This window comes from Synechococcus sp. H60.1 (assembly GCF_047462335.1).
Classification (GTDB): domain Bacteria; phylum Cyanobacteriota; class Cyanobacteriia; order Thermostichales; family Thermostichaceae; genus Thermostichus.
In genome coordinates this window covers 21,235-43,238 of record NZ_JANSJA010000185.1, presented here as the reverse complement: position 1 = coordinate 43,238, position 22,004 = coordinate 21,235, and the positions used below count along the sequence as shown (strand labels likewise).

19 protein-coding genes are annotated in these 22,004 nt (G+C 60.0%); 7 read left to right on the top strand and 12 right to left on the bottom strand.

Translation table 11 applies throughout. The features are described from left to right. Positions 1-297: 297 nt before the first annotated feature. Both NW852_RS09515 and NW852_RS09510 read left to right on the top strand, forming a co-directional pair. Positions 298-987: a V4R domain-containing protein gene (locus NW852_RS09515; RefSeq protein WP_414366309.1), complete on the top strand. Its 690-nt coding sequence runs from the start codon at positions 298-300 to the stop codon at positions 985-987. 299 nt (positions 988-1,286) lie between these two features. Then, positions 1,287-1,466 carry a hypothetical protein gene (locus NW852_RS09510; protein WP_414366311.1) on the top strand — a complete coding sequence of 60 codons (180 nt, stop codon included), beginning with the start codon at positions 1,287-1,289 and terminating at the stop codon, positions 1,464-1,466. Positions 1,467-1,607: 141 nt separating this feature from the next. On the opposite strand, the gene NW852_RS09505 is transcribed toward NW852_RS09510, so the two are convergent. Together NW852_RS09505 and pdhA are read right to left on the bottom strand one after the other, a co-directional pair. Continuing rightward, positions 1,608-3,188 (bottom strand): NAD(P)H-quinone oxidoreductase subunit 4, encoded by a 1,581-nt coding sequence (locus tag NW852_RS09505; protein ID WP_414426680.1) that lies wholly within the window; start codon positions 3,186-3,188, stop codon positions 1,608-1,610. 257 nt (positions 3,189-3,445) lie between these two features. Then, positions 3,446-4,447, bottom strand: a complete 1,002-nt coding sequence (pdhA, locus tag NW852_RS09500) for a pyruvate dehydrogenase (acetyl-transferring) E1 component subunit alpha (protein WP_414366314.1) — start codon at positions 4,445-4,447, stop codon at positions 3,446-3,448. Between the two features lie 291 nt (positions 4,448-4,738). Between pdhA and NW852_RS09495 the strand changes: the two genes are divergently transcribed. Beyond that, entirely contained in the window at positions 4,739-5,560 is an 822-nt protein-coding gene (locus NW852_RS09495; RefSeq protein WP_414371849.1) for a phosphatidate cytidylyltransferase, read from the top strand. Between the two features lie 142 nt (positions 5,561-5,702). Here NW852_RS09495 and NW852_RS09490 read toward each other — a convergent pair whose 3' ends face one another. After that, a complete protein-coding gene (locus NW852_RS09490) occupies positions 5,703-6,140 on the bottom strand; it encodes a putative iron-sulfur cluster-binding metallochaperone (protein WP_414364345.1) in 438 nt (145 codons plus the stop codon). A 44-nt stretch (positions 6,141-6,184) separates the two neighbouring features. Beyond that, positions 6,185-6,607, bottom strand: coding sequence for a heavy metal-responsive transcriptional regulator (locus NW852_RS09485; RefSeq protein ID WP_414349108.1), 423 nt, complete (start codon positions 6,605-6,607; stop codon positions 6,185-6,187). A 183-nt stretch (positions 6,608-6,790) separates the two neighbouring features. Between NW852_RS09485 and NW852_RS09480 the strand changes: the two genes are divergently transcribed. Next, complete coding sequence (locus NW852_RS09480) at positions 6,791-9,529, top strand: valine--tRNA ligase (RefSeq protein WP_414371845.1); 2,739 nt, start codon at positions 6,791-6,793, stop codon at positions 9,527-9,529. 237 nt (positions 9,530-9,766) lie between these two features. Further along, positions 9,767-10,087 (top strand): RNA recognition motif domain-containing protein, encoded by a 321-nt coding sequence (locus tag NW852_RS09475; RefSeq protein WP_414335402.1) that lies wholly within the window; start codon positions 9,767-9,769, stop codon positions 10,085-10,087. Positions 10,088-10,205: 118 nt separating this feature from the next. Here NW852_RS09475 and cobN read toward each other — a convergent pair whose 3' ends face one another. From cobN to NW852_RS09460, 3 genes are all read right to left on the bottom strand, one after another. Further along, the gene (gene cobN, locus NW852_RS09470; RefSeq protein ID WP_414371844.1) at positions 10,206-12,416 is read right to left on the bottom strand and encodes a cobaltochelatase subunit CobN; all 2,211 of its coding nucleotides are present in this window, start codon (positions 12,414-12,416) and stop codon (positions 10,206-10,208) included. 311 nt (positions 12,417-12,727) lie between these two features. After that, a complete protein-coding gene (locus NW852_RS09465) occupies positions 12,728-13,915 on the bottom strand; it encodes an SBBP repeat-containing protein (RefSeq protein ID WP_414371842.1) in 1,188 nt (395 codons plus the stop codon). Positions 13,916-14,017: 102 nt separating this feature from the next. Further along, positions 14,018-14,782: a gamma-glutamyl-gamma-aminobutyrate hydrolase family protein gene (locus NW852_RS09460; protein ID WP_414335407.1), complete on the bottom strand. Its 765-nt coding sequence runs from the start codon at positions 14,780-14,782 to the stop codon at positions 14,018-14,020. A 199-nt stretch (positions 14,783-14,981) separates the two neighbouring features. On the opposite strand from NW852_RS09460, the gene NW852_RS09455 reads away from it, so the two are divergent. Further along, positions 14,982-16,442, top strand: a complete 1,461-nt coding sequence (locus NW852_RS09455) for a circularly permuted type 2 ATP-grasp protein (protein ID WP_414335409.1) — start codon at positions 14,982-14,984, stop codon at positions 16,440-16,442. Between the two features lie 9 nt (positions 16,443-16,451). Here the strand turns inward: NW852_RS09455 and NW852_RS09450 are convergent, their stop codons facing one another. From NW852_RS09450 to NW852_RS09430, 5 genes are all read right to left on the bottom strand, one after another. Further along, the gene (locus tag NW852_RS09450; protein ID WP_414347985.1) at positions 16,452-17,003 is read right to left on the bottom strand and encodes a gamma carbonic anhydrase family protein; all 552 of its coding nucleotides are present in this window, start codon (positions 17,001-17,003) and stop codon (positions 16,452-16,454) included. 215 nt (positions 17,004-17,218) lie between these two features. Then, positions 17,219-18,214: an alpha-E domain-containing protein gene (locus NW852_RS09445; protein WP_414371839.1), complete on the bottom strand. Its 996-nt coding sequence runs from the start codon at positions 18,212-18,214 to the stop codon at positions 17,219-17,221. Beyond that, positions 18,208-20,046 (bottom strand): hypothetical protein, encoded by a 1,839-nt coding sequence (locus NW852_RS09440; RefSeq protein ID WP_414426679.1) that lies wholly within the window; start codon positions 20,044-20,046, stop codon positions 18,208-18,210. Before NW852_RS09440 ends, NW852_RS09445 begins: the two co-directional genes overlap by 7 nt. Before the next feature lies 1 nt (position 20,047). Beyond that, the gene (gene moaC / locus NW852_RS09435; RefSeq protein WP_414398847.1) at positions 20,048-20,557 is read right to left on the bottom strand and encodes a cyclic pyranopterin monophosphate synthase MoaC; all 510 of its coding nucleotides are present in this window, start codon (positions 20,555-20,557) and stop codon (positions 20,048-20,050) included. A 105-nt stretch (positions 20,558-20,662) separates the two neighbouring features. Further along, entirely contained in the window at positions 20,663-21,154 is a 492-nt protein-coding gene (locus tag NW852_RS09430; protein WP_414364357.1) for a Tic20 family protein, read from the bottom strand. A 246-nt stretch (positions 21,155-21,400) separates the two neighbouring features. Between NW852_RS09430 and NW852_RS09425 the strand changes: the two genes are divergently transcribed. Beyond that, positions 21,401-21,856, top strand: coding sequence for a hypothetical protein (locus NW852_RS09425; RefSeq protein ID WP_414364358.1), 456 nt, complete (start codon positions 21,401-21,403; stop codon positions 21,854-21,856). The last annotated feature ends 148 nt before the right edge of the window (positions 21,857-22,004 follow it).

Below are 22,004 nucleotides of genomic sequence, written 5' to 3'. Positions count from 1 at the left end.
GATCCATCCACCAATTACTGTATACAGCCCACTCCCTGCTCATCCATTCCTTGCTCCCTATGGCCAGATAAAGGCACTCCCTACTATCCCAGTGCTCCGTGCTGCTCGCCCAAGGGCTCCGCGCCGCTCACGCGACCACCCCCAGCCCCTCTCCCTGAGGGAGCTTGCCCTCACCCCCAGCCCCTCTCCCTGAGGGAGAGGGGAGCTGGGATCCAGGCAACCAACTTATTTGAAATGACCATAAAAGCCTAAGTTTCAGCCGCCCTCAAGTCCGTCCATCTCCCTGAGAGGAAAGCCATGACTACCCTGCAAGAGATCCTGCAAGACCAGATCCTGCCCGGGCACTGCTTTAGCCCTGCCTACTACATCCGTCCCGACATCCACAGCGGCCTGCTCTACAGCCGGGGAGGATACCGCCTGGCAGCCTTTCCCATGCCTCTCCTGGAAGCCATCTACGCCGGCTTGCGCTACGAGACCGGGCAAGCCACCCGCGTCATCCTCTACAACTGTGGTCGCGAGTGGGGAGAAGCGTTTTTCCGCCGCATCGAAGACGAACTCTCCCGCTACTACCAACAGCCGTTGCAGGAATTGCCGCTGGGGATCTTCCTCGATGCCCTCAGCGAGCTCTGGGCCACCCACGGCTGGGGACGCCTAGAGCTGGATTTTTCCGCTGCTGACCGCGGCTTGGTGGAGGCTAGGATCCGCAACTCCGGCTTTGCCCTGGCTGCTCGTGCCAGCCTCAGCCCGGAGGAGCTGTCTGCGCAGCGGGAGCCTGCCGGCTATCTAGAGGCAGGAATGCTGGCCGGCCTCTTCTCGTTGCTCTCGGGCCGGGATCTGGTCTGTGTGCAAACCACCTGTGAATCCCTGGGAGCCGACTGCAACCGCTTTCTCATCGGCACCGCTCAGCGGCTACACAATGGTGAAGAATGGGTGCGCAAGGGCCTCTCCCACGAAGAGATTTGGGATCGGCTCGCCGCCGGTTCCTAGAGAGGGATCCCTGTTTCCAGGCTGGCAGAGAAGGAGAGAATTGAATTTTTCCAGGTCTTAAGACTTGTAAAGACAAAGACAATTCTCCCTGCTCAATTCCTCACCCTTTTGCAAAGTTTTTTTGGCTCCTCGGCCAGTAGGTTCTCAACTGAGCAGCCGTCGGGATCCGAGTTGCTAAGAAAGTTAGCTGTCCTTAGGGATCCCTGCGTAATATATTTTTTCACACGCTCCCCTACAAATTCGCCATCCTAAAAGTAGGAGCTATCCCAAGTCTTGAGCAGTTCGAAGGGGGAGAGGCAATGAATGCTCAGCAACGTAGCCAAATCATCGCTTCGGAGTGGATGATCGACAGCCAAAATCCGGTTCATTCCATTTCCCGGCTGAAGCGGCGGGCAACTTACTCCGACGTTACCCTTTGGTGGCTGGTGGTGCAGCTCAACCTGAGCGAACGCAACTCCATTCATTCTGATCCTCGCTAGGGGCCAGAAGCGAATTCCAGCCTAAAAAATCCCCCCTCCCACGTTTAACCTCGAAATAAAAGAAGAGCTGAAACTTGAGGTAGAGGACTTCTCAAGCAACAGCTCTTCCGTTGAAGGCAAAAGCGGGGATCCCGACACCCTCTAATCGGTCGGGGGCAAGGCCGCCACCTGAGCCGGCTGCACCGGCAAGAGGGGCCGTTGCACAATTTCCGTCGGCAGGACACTGCGCAACTGGGCCGCCACCGCTACCGTCGTGACATCGTAGGTCTGGGTAGCCAAACGGGGGTAGAGGCCGATGCCGAGGATGGGCAAGAGCAGGCAGAGGGCGACAGCCATTTCCCGTGGGCGCATGTCCCCCAGATACTCCTCTAGCACCAGCCCGGGATCCTGAGCTCCATAGAACACCTGCCGCAGCAGGGAGAGCAAGTAGATGGGGGTAAGAATGAGGCCCACCGCCGCCAGCAGGGCCACCCCTGCCTTAAAGGCCGGCGCATAGGCGTCGCTGGTGGTCCAGCCCAGCAACACCGTCAGCTCACCCACGAACCCGCTCATCCCCGGCAGCGCCAACGAGGCCAAAGCTCCTGCTGTAAACAGGGCAAAGGTCTTAGGCATTTGCTTGGCCAGCCCGCCCAACTTGTCGAGAGCAAGGGTGTGGGTGCGCTCGTAGGTGATCCCTGTCAAGAAGAAGAGCACCGCCGCAATGAGACCGTGGGAGATCATCTGCAGCAGGGCGCCGTTGAGGCCTAGCTCCGTAAAAGTGGCAATGCCGATCAACACAAAGCCCATGTGGGCAATGGAAGAATAGGCCAGGCGCCGCTTGAGGTGGTTTTGCCCCAAAGCCCCCAGCGCCCCGTAGATGATGTTTACTGTGCCCAACACCGCCAGCACCGGGGCAAAGGACACATGGGCTTCCGACAGCATGCCCACGTTCAGGCGGATGAGGCCGTAGCCCCCCATCTTGAGCAGCACCCCGGCCAAGATCATCGAAATGGGCGCCGAGGCTTCGCTATGGGCATCCGGCAGCCAGGTGTGAAACGGAAAAATGGGCAGCTTCACCCCAAAGGCAATCAGGAAAGCTGCATACGCCAAGACCTGCAGGGCCAGCGGGTAGGATTTTGCACCCAGCTCTGCCATCTCCAGGCTAAAGCCCTCGCCGTAGAAGGCCATCGCTAGGGACCCCACCAGAATAAAAATAGAGGCGGCAGCGGTGTAGAGGAGGAACTTGGTGGCAGCATACTGGCGTTGCGGCCCACCCCAAATGGAGATGAGAAGATAAACGGGTACCAGCTCGATCTCCCACATCAAGAAGAAAAGCAGCAGATCCTGCGCCAGGAACACACCCACCTGGGCGCCATACATCATTAGCAGCAGGAAGAAAAACAGGCGCGGCTTGTCAGCCACCTCCCAAGCCGCCACCATCGCCAAAGTCGTAATCAAGCCCGAGAGCAACACCAGCGGGAAGGACAGGCCATCCACCGCCAGCGACCAGTGCAGACCAATTTGGGGTACCCAGGCGTAGCGTTCTGCCAGTTGCAGTGAGAAATCCTGCAGGTTGTAGTGCCGCCCGAAAACATAGACCATCAGGCCCAAATCCAAAGCCCCCACCGCCAGGGCATACCAACGCGCCCAGCGGCTCTGGGGGAGCAGAGGGATCCCAAAGGCTGCCAGCAGCGGCAGAAGCACCAGGGCCGACAGCCAGGGAAACTCAAGGGAATTACTCATGGCCGGGAATAAGTACTTATGCTCAACATACTAATGATATGAAGCTATGTAAACAAATGGAAAGCGATTTTTACAAAAAAATCTGCGCAATAGCGCAGATCTGGAGAAGGTTTCTCTGATGCTAAGCATCGAGGATCGCCAAGAGAGCGGCAACGGCGGCCTGGGTGGAAAGTCCGTCAGAGTTGGCGAGAGAACCTGGCTGGCCAAGCCAGGTCTCGGCTCCCGCACTCCCTCGACACCTGGGAACTAGGCAGGATCTACTCGTCTTCGGCGAAAACGAAGCGGTGCAACTCGTCCAGGGTAGGCTCAGGACTTTCCAGCGCGAAAAGGACGGCATCCTCAATCACGGCGCTCACCTTTTCCTGAATGGCCTGGAAGTCCGCCTCAGTCATCAAGTTGTGTTCGAGGGTGTAGCGCTCCAGTTGCTTAATGGGATCCCGCTGCCGCCAGAACTCTTTTTCTTCCGGGCTGCGCAGCTCGTCAGGATCGGCGAGGGAATGGCCCCGGAAACGATAGGTGATGCACTCCAGCAGGGTGGGGCCTTCGCCGGCGCGGGCCCGGGCAATAGCTTGTTGGGCAGCCTCTCGCACCGCCAGCACGTCCATGCCGTCCACTTGGTAGCCGGGCATGCCAAAAGCAGGGCCCTTGAGGTAGATGTCGGTTACTGAAGTGGCCCGTTTGTGGGCCATGCCGATAGCCCAGAAGTTGTTTTCCACCACATAGAGGATGGGCAACTTCCAGAGGGCGGCCATGTTGAGACACTCGTAGAACTGGCCGTTGTTGCAGGCTCCATCCCCAAAGAAGCAGGCTGTCACCTGGTCGGTGCCGCGGTACTTGGCCGAAAAGGCCGCCCCTGTGGCCACCGGGATCCCTTCCGCCACAAAGGCGTAGCCCCCCAAAAAGTTGTGCTCCGCCGAGAACAGGTGCATCGAGCCGCCGCGGCCCTTGCTGCAGCCGGTGGCTTTGCCAAAGAGCTCCGCCATCACCGCCCGCGGGGGGATCCCGGCGCTGAGGGCATGCACGTGATCCCGGTAGGTGCTGCACACGTAGTCGGTGGGCTTGAGCGCCTTGATCACCCCCGTGGACACCGCCTCCTGCCCGTTGTACAGGTGCACAAAGCCAAACATCTTGCCCTTGTAGTACATTTCGGCGCACTTGTCCTCAAACAGGCGGCCCAACACCATGTCTTCGTAGAGCATGCGGGCCTCTTCGGCAGAGATGCGAGCACTAGCCACGGGAGGGGTAAGTTCCTGAACCATGCTGGAAGGTGATTAAGGGTAACCCATTTTTGCAGTCTTTTAATTATCCCACGCTTGGGGGCACTTGCAATCCTGCTGAAGGGGAGATCGAGGTGGATCCCAGTTCTGGAGGAAGGGGGGTAGACTGAAAGATTAAGGCAGGAGGCATTGCCATTGCAGCAGCCGCATCGAAGTCAGAACTCCGTCCCGCTGAGGCGAATACTGCAAGAGCAGGTATCCTGGCAAAGGCTTTTTCTAGGGGGGATCTTCTCCTGGAAGCTGAAGGGCCGGCCAAGATAACGGGGTGCGCCTATGGGAGTCCGTTGGGTTAGCGGTTTTGCGGCGGTGCTATTTGCCCTGACGGTCACCCTGCTAGGGGGCTGGTACTTCACGGCAGCCATTGGGCTGATTATTTTTCTGGCGCAACTGGAGTTCTTTCGCTTGGTGCAGGCCAAGGGCAATGCACCGGCCATGCGCACCACCATGTTTTCCAGCCAGGTGCTGGTGATTTTGCAGCAGGTTAAGCCGGAGTGGACCAGCCCTGCTTTTATCGTGGCCGGTTCTGTGATCTGCTTTTATCTGCTTTTTAAGCCCAAGCTGGCCACCATCGCCGACATTGCCACCTCGATTTTGGGATTGTTTTACTGCGCGCTGTTGCCCAGCTTCTGGATTCGGGTCAGGGCTTTGTCTTTTTCCCAAGGACTGGGGGAAGGGCTGTGGATTACGCTGTTGGCTATTGGCTGTGTCATTGCTGCCGATGTAGCGGCCTACCTCTGTGGGCGGGCCTTTGGGCGCACCAAGCTCTCCCTCCTCAGCCCCAAAAAAACGGTGGAAGGGGCCGTGGCCGGGATCGCAGCCAGCATGGCCCTGGCCATGGCCGGAGCCTACTATCTGAACTGGCCCTGGCGCTGGTGGAGCGGCAGCGTGCTGGGGTTTCTGATTGGGCTAACGGGCCTGTTGGGCGACCTAACGGAATCGCTGATGAAGCGGGATGCCGGCGTCAAAGATTCCGGGGATCTCATCCCCGGCCACGGCGGCATTTTGGATCGGGGCGATAGCTATGTCTTTACCGCGCCGTTGGTGTTTTACTTCATGGAATGCCTGGAATGGCTCAACGCCTATTTTAGCCGATAATTGCGATAATTCCCACCCCAGCCGAGAAGATTCTAGACACAAGTTTGCCTTTAGAAGGTTGGACAATCTGTGCGCAATCCTCGTAGGAATGGTACGACCAAAGCTACCCTTGAAACGGAGAAATCTCTGGTCTTTTGGCTCTTCAGCTATCTCGTTCCCCAACTTTCTCTTGCTGCACTTCTAAGATGACCTGCCTGACATTTTCCAGACAGCAAAACCCCTGGGGGTTGTTGACCTGGCAGCCACAGCGCCTGGCTTTGATGTGGGCGGCAATCTCGGCAAGAATGGCCTGGGGCGTTGTGGATCCCTGCAGCTCTTGCCGAATGCGCCGGCGGGTCCATGCAAAACAGTAGCAGACGGGCACGTCCTCGCCACTTTCTTTTTGAAAGACTGGCACCTTGAGGTCGTCAACCCCAAAGCTTTGACCTTGCTCAGAAAAATAAACAACAGGACAAATGGGATCCCGGCAAAACGCATAGTTGCTGTCCGCATCCAGTTGTGCCAAAGCTCGAGGGAACAGCAGGCTCTTCAGGGTAATCAGTTGAACCGGGATCCCTTGCTCCCCGCTCCTTGGACACAAGGGCTGCCAAGCATTAGCAGAAAATGGTGCAAGGGGTTCTCTTGTCATGGGTTATCGAGCTGTTGTTGGAAGATAGTGCAAGAGGAACTTTTCTCTTGTTCGGAAAATTTCTGTTGACACTGTTCAATGAGTGTCGATAGCTCCCCTTTGAGTTCCTGCAGATGGGCAATTGACTTATCGATTTGTCTAAGTTTTTCCGTTAGCTTTACGTACACCTGCCAGCAGGGCAGAGCTTGCCCGTTCTCCTGAAGCAAGAGCAGTTCTTTGATCTCGGCCAGGGTAAGTCCCAAAGCCTTGGCGCGGGCAATAAAAGCCAGCCGCTCCAGCTCAGGCTCCCCGTAGAGGCGATAGCCCCCCTCCGTCCTGCGCGGTTTGGGGATGAGCCCCAGGCGCTCGTAGAAGTAGAGGGTTTGGGGACTGATGCCCAACTTCTCGGCTACCTGACCCACCCGCAGCAGTTCAGACATGCCCGGTTCTATACCCTCTCTCCAGCAGCTCTCCTAGCCTAAACCCTATAGCTAACTACAAGGTCAAGAGGAATCCCCCGCAAGGCCCACCCCGGCAAAGAGAGCCGCAAGAGCCCGTCAGGCTGAAGTAAGCCTGCTAACCTATTAGGGTAGTTCTTCGAGAAGCCCTGGCCTAGATTCGGCATGACTGCTGCACCTGCCCTTGCCCACCTGCCCAGCCAGTACAACCCCTTTGCAACCGAGCCGAAGTGGCAGCGTTTTTGGGAGGAAAAGGGGTTTTATGTGGCAGATCCCAAGGCGCCGGGAGAAGCCTTCAGCATGGTGCTGCCCCCGCCCAACGTCACGGGCAGCCTCCACATGGGCCATGCCTTTGCCTTTACCCTGCCGGATGTGGTGGTGCGCTACAAGCGCATGCGCGGCTACAACGTCCTCTGGCTGCCCGGTACGGATCATGCCAGCATTGCCGTGCACACCATCCTGGAAAACCAACTGCGCCAGGAGGGCAAGAGCCGCTTTGACCTGGGCCGCGAGGCTTTTCTGGAGCGGGCCTGGGCCTGGAAGGAGCAATCCCAGGGCACCATCAAAAGCCAACTGCGGCGCCTGGGCTTGTCACTGGACTGGACGCGGGATCGCTTTACCCTCGATGAGGGGCTGAGCCGGGCAGTTACGGAAGCCTTTGTCCGCCTCTACGAAGCAGGGCTAATTTACCGGGGCGAGTATTTGGTCAACTGGTGTCCGGCCACCCAGTCGGCCGTCTCCGACATTGAGGTGGACAACAAAGAGGTCAAGGGCCACCTCTGGCATTTCCGCTATCCCCTGGCTGCGGATCCCAACCAGTACCTGGTGGTGGCCACCACCCGCCCCGAGACAATGCTGGGGGATACAGCCGTGGCGGTCCACCCCCAAGACGAGCGCTACCGCCATCTCATTGGCCAGTTCGTGCGGCTGCCCATCAAGGAGCGCTTGATCCCCATCATTGCCGACGAGTACGTGGATCCCTCCTTTGGCTCCGGCTGTGTCAAAGTTACCCCAGCCCACGATCCCAACGACTTTGAGATGGGCCGGCGCCATCAGTTGCCCTTGATCAACATTCTCAACAAGGACGGCACCCTCAACGAGAACGGGGATCCCTTCACCGGTCTGGATCGCTTTGTGGCCCGCGAGAGGGTGGTGCAGTGGTTTGCCGAGCACGGTCTGCTGGAGAAGGTGGAGGAGTACACCCACAGCGTGCCCTACAGCGACCGCGGGGGTGTGCCCATTGAGCCGCTGCTCTCCATTCAGTGGTTTTGCGATGTTTCCGGCATGGCGGCCCGCTGCCTGCAGGAGGAGCGGGAGCACCACAACCCCCGCTTTATTCCGGAGCGCTGGACCAAGGTTTACACGGGCTGGCTGGAGAAGCTGCGCCCCTGGTGCATCTCGCGGCAACTGTGGTGGGGGCACCAGATCCCGGCCTGGTACCCCGTCATCGACGGCCAGATCCCTGAGGATCCCCAGGCTTTTGTGGTGGCCCGCAATGCTGAAGAGGCCTGGGCGAAGGCACGGGAGAAGTTTGGCCCGGCCCTCGAGCGGCTGGAGCGGGATCCCGATGTGTTGGACACCTGGTTTAGCTCGGCTTTGTGGCCTTTTTCCACGCTGGGCTGGCCGGAAGAGACGGAGGACTTCAAGCGCTACTACCCCACCTCCCTCATGTCCACGGGCTTCGACATCATCTTCTTCTGGGTGGCCCGCATGGCCATGATGGGAGTGCAGTTTACCGGCCAGATCCCCTTCAAAGATGTCTACATCAACGGCCTGGTGCGGGACGAGCACGGGGCAAAAATGTCCAAGTCCAAGGGCAACGGCATCGATCCCATCGAGCTCTTGGACAAATACGGCACCGACGCCCTGCGCTACGCTTTGGTTAAAGAAGTGGTGGGGGCAGGGCAGGATATCCGCCTGGCCTACGACCGCAAGACGGGCGAGAGTGCCAGCGTGGAGGCGGCCCGCAACTTTGCCAACAAGATTTGGAACGCCTCCCGCTTTGTGCTCCTGAACCTGGAGGGGCAAACCCCCGCCCAACTGGGATCCCCGGCTCCGGAGGCGCTGGAGCTGGCCGATCGCTGGATCCTGTCGCGGCTGCACTCCACGGCCACCCAGGTTATCGAAGAGCTGGAAGCCTACGGCCTGGGCGAGGGGGCGCGGCTCTTGTATTCCCTGATTTGGGATGACTTCTGCGACTGGTACATCGAGCTGGTCAAGCCGCGGCTGCGGGGAGAAGACCCAACCTCCAAGCGCACGGCACAGCAGGTGTTGGCCACTGTGCTGGAGACCATCCTCCGGCTGCTGCACCCCTGGATGCCCCACGTCACCGAAGAAGTCTGGCAGCTCCTCACCCAGGCCAACCAAGCCACCTCCATCTCCGTCCAGCCCTATCCCGCCCCTGACCCTAGCTGGATTAACCCGCAACTGGAGCGGGAGTTCGGCCTGGTGATCCAGACCATCAGCAGCCTGCGCAACCTGCGGGCAGAGGCTGGCCTTAAGCCCCATCAAACCATCACGGCTCTGCTGGTTACCGAGGATCCCGACGAGCAGCGGATCCTCACCGCCGCTCAAGCCTACATCCGTGATCTGGCCAAGGCCGAGTCCCTAGAAATTACGGGATCCCTGGCCAGGGAACCCAAGCAGGTGGCGGCTGCCGTAGTGGGCACGGTGCAGGTGCTGGTGCCCTTGACGGGGCTGGTGGATGTGGAGGCGCTGCAGGCTAAAGTGCAAAAAGATCTGGCCAAGCTGGAAAAAGAGGCGCAAGGGATCCGCGCCCGCCTGGAGAACCCCAATTTCCTCAGTCGGGCCAACCCGGAAGTGGTGCAGGCCAGCCGCGAGCAACTGGCAGAGCTGGAGGCCCAGATGCAGCTTTTGCAAGCCCGCCTGGAAAAGCTGGGCTAGGGCAACGGGGAGCGCTCTCCTTTGGGGCTCTTGACCTAGGCAGCCGAATAGCACCGGCTATTTTTGTGCAAGGGGAGTGGCCATCCCCCATCTCTGTGTTATGATGAAAGCTAATTCGAGATAGATGTCGGTTGTAGCGTTCGGTTCTTCTGATCTTGACGGGTTTTCACGTTTTGTATTGGCAGACGGCTCTCCGAATATCTCGCCCTTTGTTCCTCTCTCTTTCGGAGATCGTCGATGTCAATTTATGTAGGTAACCTTTCCTTTAAGGTGACGGAAGCGGATTTGACCGCTGTTTTTGCTGAGTACGGTTCCGTGAAGCGGGTGCAGATCCCTACCGACCGTGAGACAGGCCGCATCCGCGGTTTTGGGTTCGTGGAAATGAGCTCTGAAGCCGAAGAGCAGGCTGCCATTGCCGCTCTGGACGGCGCAGAATGGATGGGCCGTGACCTCAAGGTCAACAAGGCTCGTCCGCGAGAAGAACGCCCCACCTCAGGCTTCCGCTCTGGTAACGCCAACGGCGGCGAGCGGCGGCGCAACTTCCAATCTCGCTATTAAAACGCCTGCTGAGGCTTCTCGGTTTGAGTTTGCCCCTCACCCCCGGCCCCTCTCCCAGAGGGAGAGGGGGGCTAGGGATTGAGGCGGCGAGCTTTCCCTTGCAATTCGGTAGCGACTTTTAGGCCGGCGGTTTGTCCGGCCAGGGATCCGTCAGGTCGGCAGCTAGGGGATCCCAGTCCCAACCCCAGTCGCGGGCGATGGCCTGCGTAAGGCCCAACTGGCCAGAGCCCGGGTAGCGGGCCAGGGCCAGCAGGAGATCCACCAGTTGCTCGCCAGTGGGGGTGCAGCCAAAGATGTGCAGTCCATCTCGGATCTGGGATTCCTTGAGCTCGCAGAGGTAGCCATCGAGGCGGCCCCAGTCTTCTTCCTTATCCAGGTTGAACTGCAGGTCGAGGTGCTCTCGGCAGGCAAGCTCCTGGATCTGGGCGCGGATCAGCGGGCAGCGCCCAGGATCCATCTGCTGGGCCTCGTAGTACTCGTCCATCAGCCGCTCCAGTTCCGCCAAGGGCCCGTAGAGCTCGGCACGGGTTAAGGGCGGGGTGAGGTGGTCGAGGATGACAGCCTGAGCCCGCCGCTTGGCCTGGGATCCCTCGCCAGGATCGTTGACGATGAAGGGGTAGAAGTGGGGCAGAGGCCCCAAGGCTATTTCTGGGTAGCAGGTGGCCGAAAGGGCGGATCCCTTGCCAGGCAGCCACTCCAGGTTGCCGTGCTTGCCCACATGCACCACTGCCTGCACGCCAAACACTTGCCGCAGCCACAGGTAAAAGGCGAGGTACTCATGGGGCGGTACCAGATCCGGGGCATGGTAGTTCAAAGCAGGATCCCGGTCGTAGCCTCGCGGCGGCTGGAGGCCGACAAAAACCTGCTCCAGCTGCAGGCCGACAATGGGGATGTCGTGGGCGGGCGGATCCCCCCACTGCCGCACCAGATCCTCTTGGACAGCGGCAGGCAACTGGGCAAACCACTCCCGGTAGAGGGCAGCCGGCAGCACCTGCCGCGCCGGGCGTAGGGATCCCAGCGGATCATAGGTTTGGCCCTGGGTTAGCCAGCGGATGAGCTCATCTCCGCTCTGGGGCAGTGGACAGGCGCGGTAGCCAGCTTCCGCCAGGGCCTTGAGGATCTCGACGCAGCTTGCCGGTGTATCCAACCCTACCCCATTGGCCAGCCGTCCATCCCGGCTGGGGTAGTTGGCCAAAATCAAGGCTAGACGGCGCTGGTTGGCAGGAGTGCGCCGCAGCTTTACCCAGTTGGCCGCCAGCTCGGCTACAAACGCCACCCGATCCGGCACAGCCTCATAGGCCATGATCTCCGTCTGCAGGCGGGGATCCCACTGTTGAACCGTCTTGAACGAGATGGCGCGGCTGAGGATGCGGCCGTCCACCTCCGGCAACACCACGTTCATGGCCAGATCCCGCGCCCCCAAGCCCCGGGTGGAGTTCTCCCAGCGCTCCCGCGACCCACTGCTCAAGACCACCTGCACAACCGGCACATCCAGCTCCTGCCAGAGACGGACATCGGGCTGCTCGCTCTCCAGGCGGGCCAGGGAAAAGCTGGTGGTGTTCAACAAAAGTTCAATTTGGCCGCCGAAGTGCTCCCGGATGGCCTGCGGCAAGTCCGGCTCCTGCAGGCCATAGGTGTACAGACACAGCGGCTGCAACCCCCGCTCCTGCAGGGCGTTGGCCAGGGCATCTATTGGCTGCGTATTCCCCGCCAAAACATGGGCCCGGTAGAGCAGGATCCCTACCTTGGGGGCGTGGGGATCCCTGAGGGGGAATAGGGGGGGATGGTAGATCCCCAGCCGGGGCAGCACCTGCGGCTCTGGCACGGCGTACTCCTGTCCCAGAAACTCCCTGGCCAAGAATTTCAAGCAAGCCGCCACATTGGCTGCCCCTCCTTCCAGCCAGTACTGCCACACCCGGTCTGCTACTGTCAGGGGCACGGTGGAGTGGCTAACCAAATCCCAATCGGGGCGGTCATCCCCAGGGATCACAATCAGGGTGGCTCCCGCTGCTGCCGCTACCTCTTTGGCCACCTCCAGACCATAGCTCCAGTAGGCCCTTCCCCCCAACAGGCGCAGGAGCACCACCTGAGCTTGCCGCAACACCTTCTCGGCGTAGTCGTCGATGCTGAGAGGCTGTTGCAACTGCAAGAGGTTAGCCGCCCGCACCGCCGGGAAATCAGCCGGCAGCAGGCGCATGGCTGCGCTCAAGGCCGTCAGATCCGTGTCGGCTGCCGACAGGACAACGATGGGGGCCGGATCCTGCTCCAGGAAAATGACCCCACCTTGGGAAGGATCCCATCCCCCCGGCAAAGCAGCTATCCGATGCATAGAGCCAGCGCCAGGCGCCCCGCCATCTCCTTGAGACTACCCAGAAGGATAGCTTGGTAGCCCCGCACTTGCGTGGGGAGCGGAAAAGCTCGTAATTGCCAAGGGTATACTTGCCGAAAAGGCGTACCGTTCCCAGGCCAGCACCTAATCACGGTGAAAAACCCGACTGGTGCAGGCGTCCGAGACGCGAGAGGACGCCGTCCTGCTGACGCGAGCAGGGCTTTTCCTGAGGGGACTGTCTAGAGGCGTCTTGACAGCGCCTGTTTGAACTACGTGAGAACCCTACGCCTTGAGGCGGTGGGGGTGTCAATCTAACGGCCGTACTTGAGCACAAAGACATCTTTCAGACCAGCATGGGGCTCTCCGGCGAGGGATCCCCAGGTTACACCTACCACCCCGAGGGTGCCTTCTTGGTCTAGCGCCATGGCCTGAATCCAGTCGAAGTCGGCGCTGCCGAACTGGTGGCGCCAGAGCTCGCCGCCGTTGGTATCGTAGAGGCGGACAAAGGCATCGCTGCGACTTGCAGGGATCCCCTGGGTGGATCCTGCCACCCAGACCCTTCCGAGCCTATCCACGGCAATGGCCAGAGGGCGCTCCCCTTTCGCGCCGTTCCATTGGCGGCTCCAGAGCTCGTTGCCGTAGGGATCATACTGCCGCACAAAGACACTGTACCCCTGGAGCAAGGCCTGGCCAGCAGGAGCCTCCTGGGTATAGCCCGCCACCCAAACATTTCCCTCCTCTCCCACAGCGATGGCAAGAGTGCCGTCGCCCCCTTTGTTGGAAAACTGGCGCAGCCAAACCTGGTTGCCGCTGGGATCATACTGGCCGACAAAGCTGCCAGCCCTTGTGCGGTCGCGGACGAATCCGGCTATCCAGAGATTTCCTGCCCCATCGGCGGCCAGGGCAGTGACCTGGGCCCCTAGCTCGCGGACCCAGAGGGGTTTGCCGTCAGCGTTGTATTGGCGCACAAAGCTCTTGCCTCCGCTATTCCCGGTTACCCAGACATTGCCCTTGCCATCCACGGCAATGGCAGTGACCTGGTCAGGCTCAGCACCGCCCAACTGCTGCGTCCAGAGCTCCCGACCCTGGGGATCGTGCTTACGCAGGAAGATGTCTTTTGCGCCGGCATTGCTGTAGCCGGGGAAAGCGCCGTAGGTCACTCCTGCCACCCAGGTGTTCCCTCTCCTGTCCACTGCCACCGCCACAACTTCGTCTAAAGCAGGGGTGCCCAACTGCCGTGTCCAGAGCTCTCGGCCCCAGGCATTGTACTTGCGCAAGAAACCATCGCCACCCCCTGCCGAGCTTTGGCCCAAAAAGCTTCCCTCCGTTACCCCCGCCACCCAAATATTTCCCTTTCCATCAATTGCGATGGCGCGAGCCTCGTCAGAGGAAGGGGTACCAAACTGGCGCAGCCAAGGGCTGGGACTACAGCCAAAACCTAAACCGAAAAAAGCTAAGACACCCAGAACTGCTCTAGCCAGTGCCTGTCTCCTGCTCATAGGCCCTCTTTTGGGGGGCACTGGGCAAAGCATAGCAAGGGCTCTCCCCGGCTATCGCGAGGGATAAGCCCCCGCCTCTTCTCCAGCAGCAGCACAGGATCCCTAGGCAACCTGAGGCATTGCTTCAGGGCTGGCCAGGCGCGGCGAAAACTGCAGCGCTGCCTGCACAAAGGCCTGAAACAGGCGAAAATGCTCAGCCTCTTCAAAGGTGAACTCGGGGTGCCACTGCACGGCAATAGCCCAGGGATGGGTTTCGTGCTCGATGGCCTCGATGAGCTCGTCGGGAGAACAGGCAGCCAAACGCCAGCCCGCCGGCACCCCCCAAACAGCCTGGTGGTGCCAAGAGACTACGGAGATTGCGTCGACGCCGACAATTTGCTGCAGGCGGGTGGAGCGGATGAGGCTGACGCTGTGGCGAACGGGCTTGCGATCGGCGGGGTTGAAATGATCCAGCTCGTCGTACACGTCGGGCACATGGGGGATCAGCTTGCCGCCGCTGACCACGTTCAGCAACTGCATCCCTCGACAAATGCCCAAGACCGGGATCCCTTGCGCCAGGGCGGCTGCCGCCAAGGCCATCTCAAAGCGATCCCGCTCGGCGCTGACGTGACGCACCTGGGGATGTTGGGGATCCTCTCCGTAGGTGCTGGGGCAAAGGTCGCCGCCTCCTGTCAACACCAGCCCATCTACCGCAGCCAGCAGCGCTTGTGGCTCACTTTCGCCTGGGGGAAAAAGAACGGGGATCCCGCCAGCAGCGCGAAGGGCATCCACATAGCGGCCCGGCGCCACAAAATCTCCCTGGCCGTTGCGGCTGGGGGTAGTAACGCCGATGAGGGGCCGATTTACAAAAGAGGGTGTCCGGTTCATTCCTCTACACTACATTGACAACAAAGCTGAGAAAGTACCGCCCGCCACCATAAACCTTGACAACTCTGGCTGACTGGGGGCAACCGGTATACCCCCTGTCCTAACTTCCACCACGATAACCGTAAAAGTAGCCGGAAGCACACTAGGCAAATCCAGAGCCGCCCACAGTAAAACAGGGTAGGGTTCGAGGGATCCCGACGTGCGTTTTGATACTTATGACCCAGGTGAAGGTTTTTACGATGAGCTGTTTGTGGGGCGCGGTCGGCCTCGCCCTGAGGCGATCCCGCTGATTGAGCGCCTGCATTCGCTGGGAGAAGGAGAGCTGCAGCAGCGGCAAGCGGCGGCCCAGGCAGCCCTCTTTCAGATGGGGGTAACCTTCAACGTCTATGGCGACAGCCAGGGCACGGAGCGGATTTTCCCCTTCGACATCATTCCCCGCATCGTCTCAGCCTCTGAGTGGCAGCGGCTGGAGCAGGGCCTGAAGCAGCGCATCCATGCCCTGAACCTGTTTATCGACGACGTCTATCACGACCAGAAGATCCTCAAGGATGGGGTGATCCCTGCTGAGCTGGTCGAGACGGCCAAAGGATTCCTGCGGCCTTGTATTGGGCTCAACCCGCCGGGGAGAATTTGGTGCCACGTCACCGGCACCGACCTGGTGCGGGATCGGGACGGGACTTGGTACGTGCTGGAAGACAACCTGCGCTGCCCCTCGGGCATTTCCTATGTGCTGGAAAACCGGCGGGTGATGAAAAGCACCTTTCCCTCGCTGTTTAACACGATGGGGATCCGCCCGGTGGACGACTACCCCAGCCACTTGTTGGATACCCTCCTCAATCTGACGCCGCCGCACCTGGCCAACCCGACAGTGGTGGTGCTCACCCCCGGCATCTACAACTCCGCCTACTTCGAGCATTCTTTTCTGGCCCAGCAGATGGGGGTGGAGCTGGTGGAAGGACGGGATTTGGTGGTGGCCGATGGCTATTTGCAGATGCGCACCACCAAGGGCCTGCAACGGGTGGATGTAATCTACCGCCGCATCGACGATGACTTCATCGATCCGCTGGTCTTTCGCCCCGATTCCCTCTTGGGGGTACCCGGCCTGTTTGAGGTCTATCGCTCGGGTCGGCTGGCAATTGCCAATGCCTTGGGGACAGGAGTGGCAGACGATAAGGTCATCTACGCCTATGTGCCCCAGATGATCCGCTACTACCTGGGAGAAGAAGCGATTTTGCCCAATGTGCCCACCTACTTGTGTTGGGATCCCAAGGATCAAGCTTATGTGCTGGAGAACCTGGACAAGTTGGTGGTGAAGGCGGCCAATGAGTCGGGCGGTTACGGCATGCTGATGGGACCGCGGGCCACACCGGAGGAGCGGGCCGCTTTTGCCGAGAAAATCCGCGCCCAGCCCCGCAACTACATCGCCCAGCCCGTCGTGTGTCTTTCCCGCGTGCCCACCCTCGTGGATTGGGGAGAGGGGCTGAGGCTGGAGCCCTGCCATGTGGATCTGCGGCCCTACATTCTCTACGGCAAAGAGATCTACGTTCATCCCGGCGGCCTAACCCGCGTGGCCCTCAAAAAGGGATCCCTAGTGGTCAACTCCTCCCAAGGGGGCGGCAGCAAAGATACCTGGGTGCTCTGCGGGGATCCCCGCTGCTGAGGGGTAGGCTTAGGCCGGAGCAGCAGGGCCCGGCCATCTGGCGAAACGACGGGCGTGTTGCAGCGCCAAATCCACATAGTGCTCGGCGTGGCGGCGCAACTGCTCCACCTCTTGGTCTGTCAGGGTGCGGATGACCTTGGCCGGGATCCCGACTGCCAAAGAGCGGGGCGGCAGCGAGCGGGTGACCACCGCTCCAGCCCCGACCATGCTGCCCGCCCCGATGGTGACTCTATTGAGGATGACGGCCCCAATCCCCACCAGGGATCCCGCCTCGATGTGGGCGCTGTGGATGACGGCCCGATGGCCGACAGTGACCTCCTCGCCGATGCAGGTCGGCTGCTCCGGATCCCCGTGCAGGATCGCCCCGTCTTGAATGTTGCTGCGGCGGCCAATCACAATCGGCGACAGATCCCCTCGCAAAATGGCCCCGTACCAGATGCTCACCCCTTCCGAGAGCTGCACATCACCAATCAGCGTGGCATTGGCGGCCACAAAGGCTGCCTGGTCGATCCCTCGCGGCTGCTGCTCCAACCCCACTCTCCAACCAGCAACAACTTCCATCAATCCTACCGCCAGTAACGGTGCGGCAATTCCCGGCCTCCCCAGTGCTCTGCACCGCCTTTGCCCCGGCAGCTGACCAGATGCAAGCATACAACAGCCGTGAAAGAGATTAACCCCCCTCTCCCAAAGGGAGAGGGGCTGGGGGTGGTCGCGTGAGCGGCGCGGAGCGCTTGGGCTATCCCTTTGGAAGAGGGGCTGGGGGTGAGGGGTTTCGGCTAAGCTTGGCGCTGCAGGAGCAGAGGGGGGTCAGCCGTCTGCAAAGGGCGAATGGCAAAGAAACTTTCGTAGATGCAATCGCCAACGTAATTCATTTGCAATTGCAACTTGTCGAGAAATTCGTGTAAGCCCTGCTCCATAATATCGTCAATGGTGAGATAATCCAGCTCAGAGCGCAGCCGTCCCAAAGTCCGCTCACTGGGATCCCGCCAAGTATCAGCAGGGGTTCCAGTAATCTGGTGTAGGGAGCGATCGGCGTGAATGAGACAAAACTGAATGGAGCGGGGAAATTGCCGATCCAAAATCAGGAAAGAGGCCACCTCTCTAGGGTTAATGCGGTGTTGGCGGCTGTATTTTCGATACATTTCATAAGCGCTGGCCGACTTTAGGAGAGCAATCCACTGCAATTCATCCAGGGGCGTGCCCACATCCTGTACAGAAGGCAGCAAAATAAAATACTTAACATCCAGAATGCGAGCCGTTTTGTCGGCCCGTTCCAAAAGGCGGCCGATTTGTCCAAAGTGCCACCCCTCCCCGTGGGTCATGGTGGCATCCATCACCCCAGCAAAGAGATGGCTGGCCAGCTTGACTTCCGTGAAGAAATCGTGGAGCTGGCTCAGATGCGGCCACTGTTGAGCAGCTTCCTTCACCATTAAGTAGAAGCGATTCACCCGCTCCCACATTTCCGAAGAAATGATCTCCCGCACAGAACGGGCATTTTCCCGTGCCAGCCGCAAGCAGGAAAAAATCGAGTTGGGATAATCCCTATCAAAAGCCAGAAACTGGATCACCGTTTCCTGGGTCGCCTGGCCGTAGCGCTGGTAAAACAGCTCCTGATCCCCAGTGGTGGAGATGATGGGATCCCATTGCTGAGCTGTGCCACTAGGTGAGTCGAGGATGAGGTTTAGGTTGACATCGATAAAACGGGCAATGTTCTCGGCCCGCTCCACGTAGCGGTTGAGCCAGTAGATGGAATCGGCCACGCGACTCAACATGGTGTTGCCTCCTCTGTTGTCCTCAACCCCAACAGACGGAGCAGCCGCCGCAGCTCCACCAGCAGCACTCCTGCCACGCCGGTCAGGATCCAGCCCAGCCAGTCCGCCGCCGTGCCCAAGTAGCGCACCTCCACGCGGTGCTCCCCCGGCGGGATCCGCACTTGCAACAGCCCTGGCTCGTTGTATTCAGCAGCTCTGAACCGTCCATCAATTTGTACCCGCCAGGCGGGGTAGTAAAACGTGCGCAAGACTACAGCTTGCTCCTGACCGGTGGGGTTAAGCGCCCGAAAGCGACGGTAGCCGTAGCGCCACTCTTCCACCTGGAGCCGCGCCGCCGGATCCTCTACCTCGCCTTGCCACTGCAGCAGCGGATCCACCTGTGGGGGCGGCATGGGCAGCGTCGCCTGGCGGGGCCGGTATTCCAGCGCATCCACCAGCGCCAGCCCATCGGGAAAGCGCCAGTGCATGTGCAAGAAAGCAATGCCCGGCCGCTCCTGGGGCTCGTTGGGGAACTGCTTGGCTGCAGCGAGTTCTTGAAAAGTTTGGACAAGCGGCGGATCAAAGCCGGCTTTGGACACCAGTTGCAAGCCCTGCCAGGTTTGGACTGCCATGGCCAGGCCGAGCCCCACCAGCAAAGGGAGCCGCCAGCGCTTGTGCCCCCATCCCCACCCAGCTAGAGATCCCACTAGCCAAGGCACGGTTACCGCCGTCACCGCCATCCAGCGCCAGGAGAACTGAATCCGCCGCAGGGGCAAAACCCACTCGTAGAGCCAAGCCAGCAGATCCGTCATCATCAGCAGCGCCACCAGGCTGGCTCCCAAGCTGTAGAGCAGGGTGGCTCTGGCAAGAGATTCGGCAGCACCACTTTCCTGGCAGGAGAAACTCCTCCCCGACCGGCGGGCCAGCCATTCTAGAAAAACCAGGATCCCAACCCCTCCCAGAACCGCCGCCATCCAAACCCAGTACCCCACCAGGTTGCTCTCAAACCAGTGCTCTGTCCAGCGCGGCTTCAGCTGCATGAGCCCGCTCACCATCAGGCGATGGTGGGGCGTATACTCCTCGGTAAAGTTGACAAAATCCACCTGGACATGCCGCTGATCCCAGAAGGCCGACAGCAGATAAAACGCCGTCCACCCCAGCCCCAGCCCAAACCCCAGGTAGCAGCGCCCCACCCTGGGCCAGAAGGGATCCCTTCCCCCCACCACCCAAGGCAGAGGCAGCCAAATCAGGGTCAACACCAGCAAGGTGGGCAGGTGGGACAGCGCCAGCAGGCCGTAGCTCAGGGCCAAAGCCGCAACCGGCCAAAGGGCCTGCAACCGGCAGATCGTCTGCAGCGAGGCCCAGAAAATCCAGGGGGAGACGGCAATGGCCCACACTTCCCCTATGGCTCCCCGTTGGTAGATATCCACCAGCCAGTAGGGGCCGGCCATGCTCAGCAGGGCCAAGACCAACGCCAAAGCCCAAGGAAGCACCTGCCGCAGCAGAAGGTACAGCCCCAGCCCCAAGACCGCCATCGCTAGGCCCATGCTGGCCACCAAAGAGCCGAGCATGTCCAGCCCCAGGGCTCGAAAGGGCAGGGTGGCCACCATACACAGGGGCGGATAGAAGGCAAAGGTGGGGTTGCCATAGCCAAAGTTGGAATACTCCAGCCAGCGGGGGTAAAACTGCCCGCCGAAAAACTGGCGCTGATACTGGAAGGCCCAATTGAGATTGAAGTGGGTGGAATGGGTGATGGGGTAGCCCCGCTGCAGCATTGGCCAGAGCAGTGCCAGCACCCCGGCCAGCAGCGCGATCCCGATAAGCCCTCCCGGTTGGTGCAACCTCTTCAACATCTCACTGGGACGGTCTATTCTGATCGAACCCAGAAGGCCCGGAACTTCCCCCATACTTGCGCAACAGGCGGATATTCTCGATCACCATCGCCTTTTCCAAAGCCTTGGCCATGTCGTACAGGGTGAGGGCAGCCACTGCAACCGCCGTCAAAGCCTCCATCTCCACTCCGGTCTGAGCTGTGGTTTTTGCCGTAGCGGTGATCAGAAAGCCGGGCAGGTGGGGATCCGGATCCAGATCCACGGTGATGCTGGTCAAGGGGAGAGGATGACACAGCGGGATCAGATCGGCAGTGCGCTTGGCGGCCATGATCCCGGCTAGCCGAGCCGCTTCCACCACATTCCCTTTGGGCCCTTGATCGGCCAAAATGGCCTCTAAAGTCCTTTCTGGCCTACGTACCTGCCCTTGGGCAGTGGCCAAACGGGCAGCCAGGGGCTGATGTCCCACTTCCACCCTCTGTACCCGACCGGAAGCGTCCAGGTGGGTGAGGGTTGGGCCAACATCAGAGGTCAAATCCGACGGCACCCCAGCCTCCTGCAATCCTTGAAAGCTGCAACAGCCGGCTCAGGCTCCAGTGAAGTCGTCAAATCAGCAACCAAGCCCTCAACTTGAGAACTGTTAGTAGCGAATCCAAGCATAGGCGGCATCGGAGAGCACCGGCACCTCGGCATAGTGACCGCGCACGTTCTGCACCCAAGCATAAAGGGTGACAGCGATTACCCCAAGCAGGGCAGTGGTGGCCAAAATGCTAACAAGCGCTGCCAAACCAAGGCTGCCAAAGAGCATAGCGAACACCTGCATCAACACTTGCACCAAAAACAGGGCAATGTTGAGCAGCAGCGCCTGCATCGTGTTGAAGCGAACAAAATGGGCGACGCGGCCGTTGCGGATTACGAAAAAGAGTAGGGCAAAAAACAGCCCCATGCCCAGCCAGCCGGTGGCCAGAGGCAGCAAACGCAGCAGCGGACTAAAAATGGGGATCAAACCTGGCAGAGATTGAAACAAACCAGAGGGCACAAAGCCGAAGGGCAGAGCCGATACCAACGGCAAAAGGTAGGGAAGGGATCCCCACAGCCGATCCATGGGAGTGATGTTGCCGCGCCGGGTCATAATCCGTCGATCCCCTTAGTGCAGTGGTTCTGGAGTCTGCTTGTTGGTGCGCTTTCAGAATTTATTAAACGGCACCTAAGCATTGCGCTTATTGTAGTCGATGAAGTTGGCTGGCTCAACGCGCTTAGCCGCAAGCCCGCCTCTGCTTCCCAGTGAGAGGGAAACTGTTTAGGATGAGCATCTTGCAGGATCGGGGTTGATATAATCGACAGCAATTCCCACCCACAGTGATTTTTGGCCTCTGCCATGAAGATCTTGCCATCTCTCTCTGCTCGCCTCTTGGGAGCTTTTCTCTGGCAAGCTTGGTCTGCACTTGTCGGCTTTTTCAACGACCGCCTGCTGCCGGAGCGCTTCCACGTTCGTCCTGAGACTTTGCCGGAGGGGCTGGCCCAGCTTTGGGCCCGTTACCTGTGCTACCGGCAAGCTTCTCGTCCAGGGGCAATCCAGTTTCGCGGCTTGACGGTCGATCCCGGCCACCCTCTCCGCGCCCTTCACAGGGGAGCTCAGCCGGTTCGCTACCGCGGCTGCTGGGTGGAAACAGCAGCGGGCGAGCCCTTCCCCGAACTGGGCACCGAACGAGTCTTTGTGCCCCCCTACTGGAGGCTGCTCAATACGCTGCGTCTGAAGTTGAACTTGGCCGATCTCGATCGTTATCCCGTCAAGCTGGCGCTGCAGCGGGTCTACCGCGGTCGAGAGTTCTAAATCCTCTGGAAGGAGGGTGTGCTGCCGGCAGGGATCCCAGTGTGAGTTGGGATCCCCTTTTTGGCTGTTGGGTTGGACTAATGAGAAGGGCTGCAAAAAACTTAAGGCCACTTTCCGGAGGTGGGATAAGACCGCCTACAGTGGATAG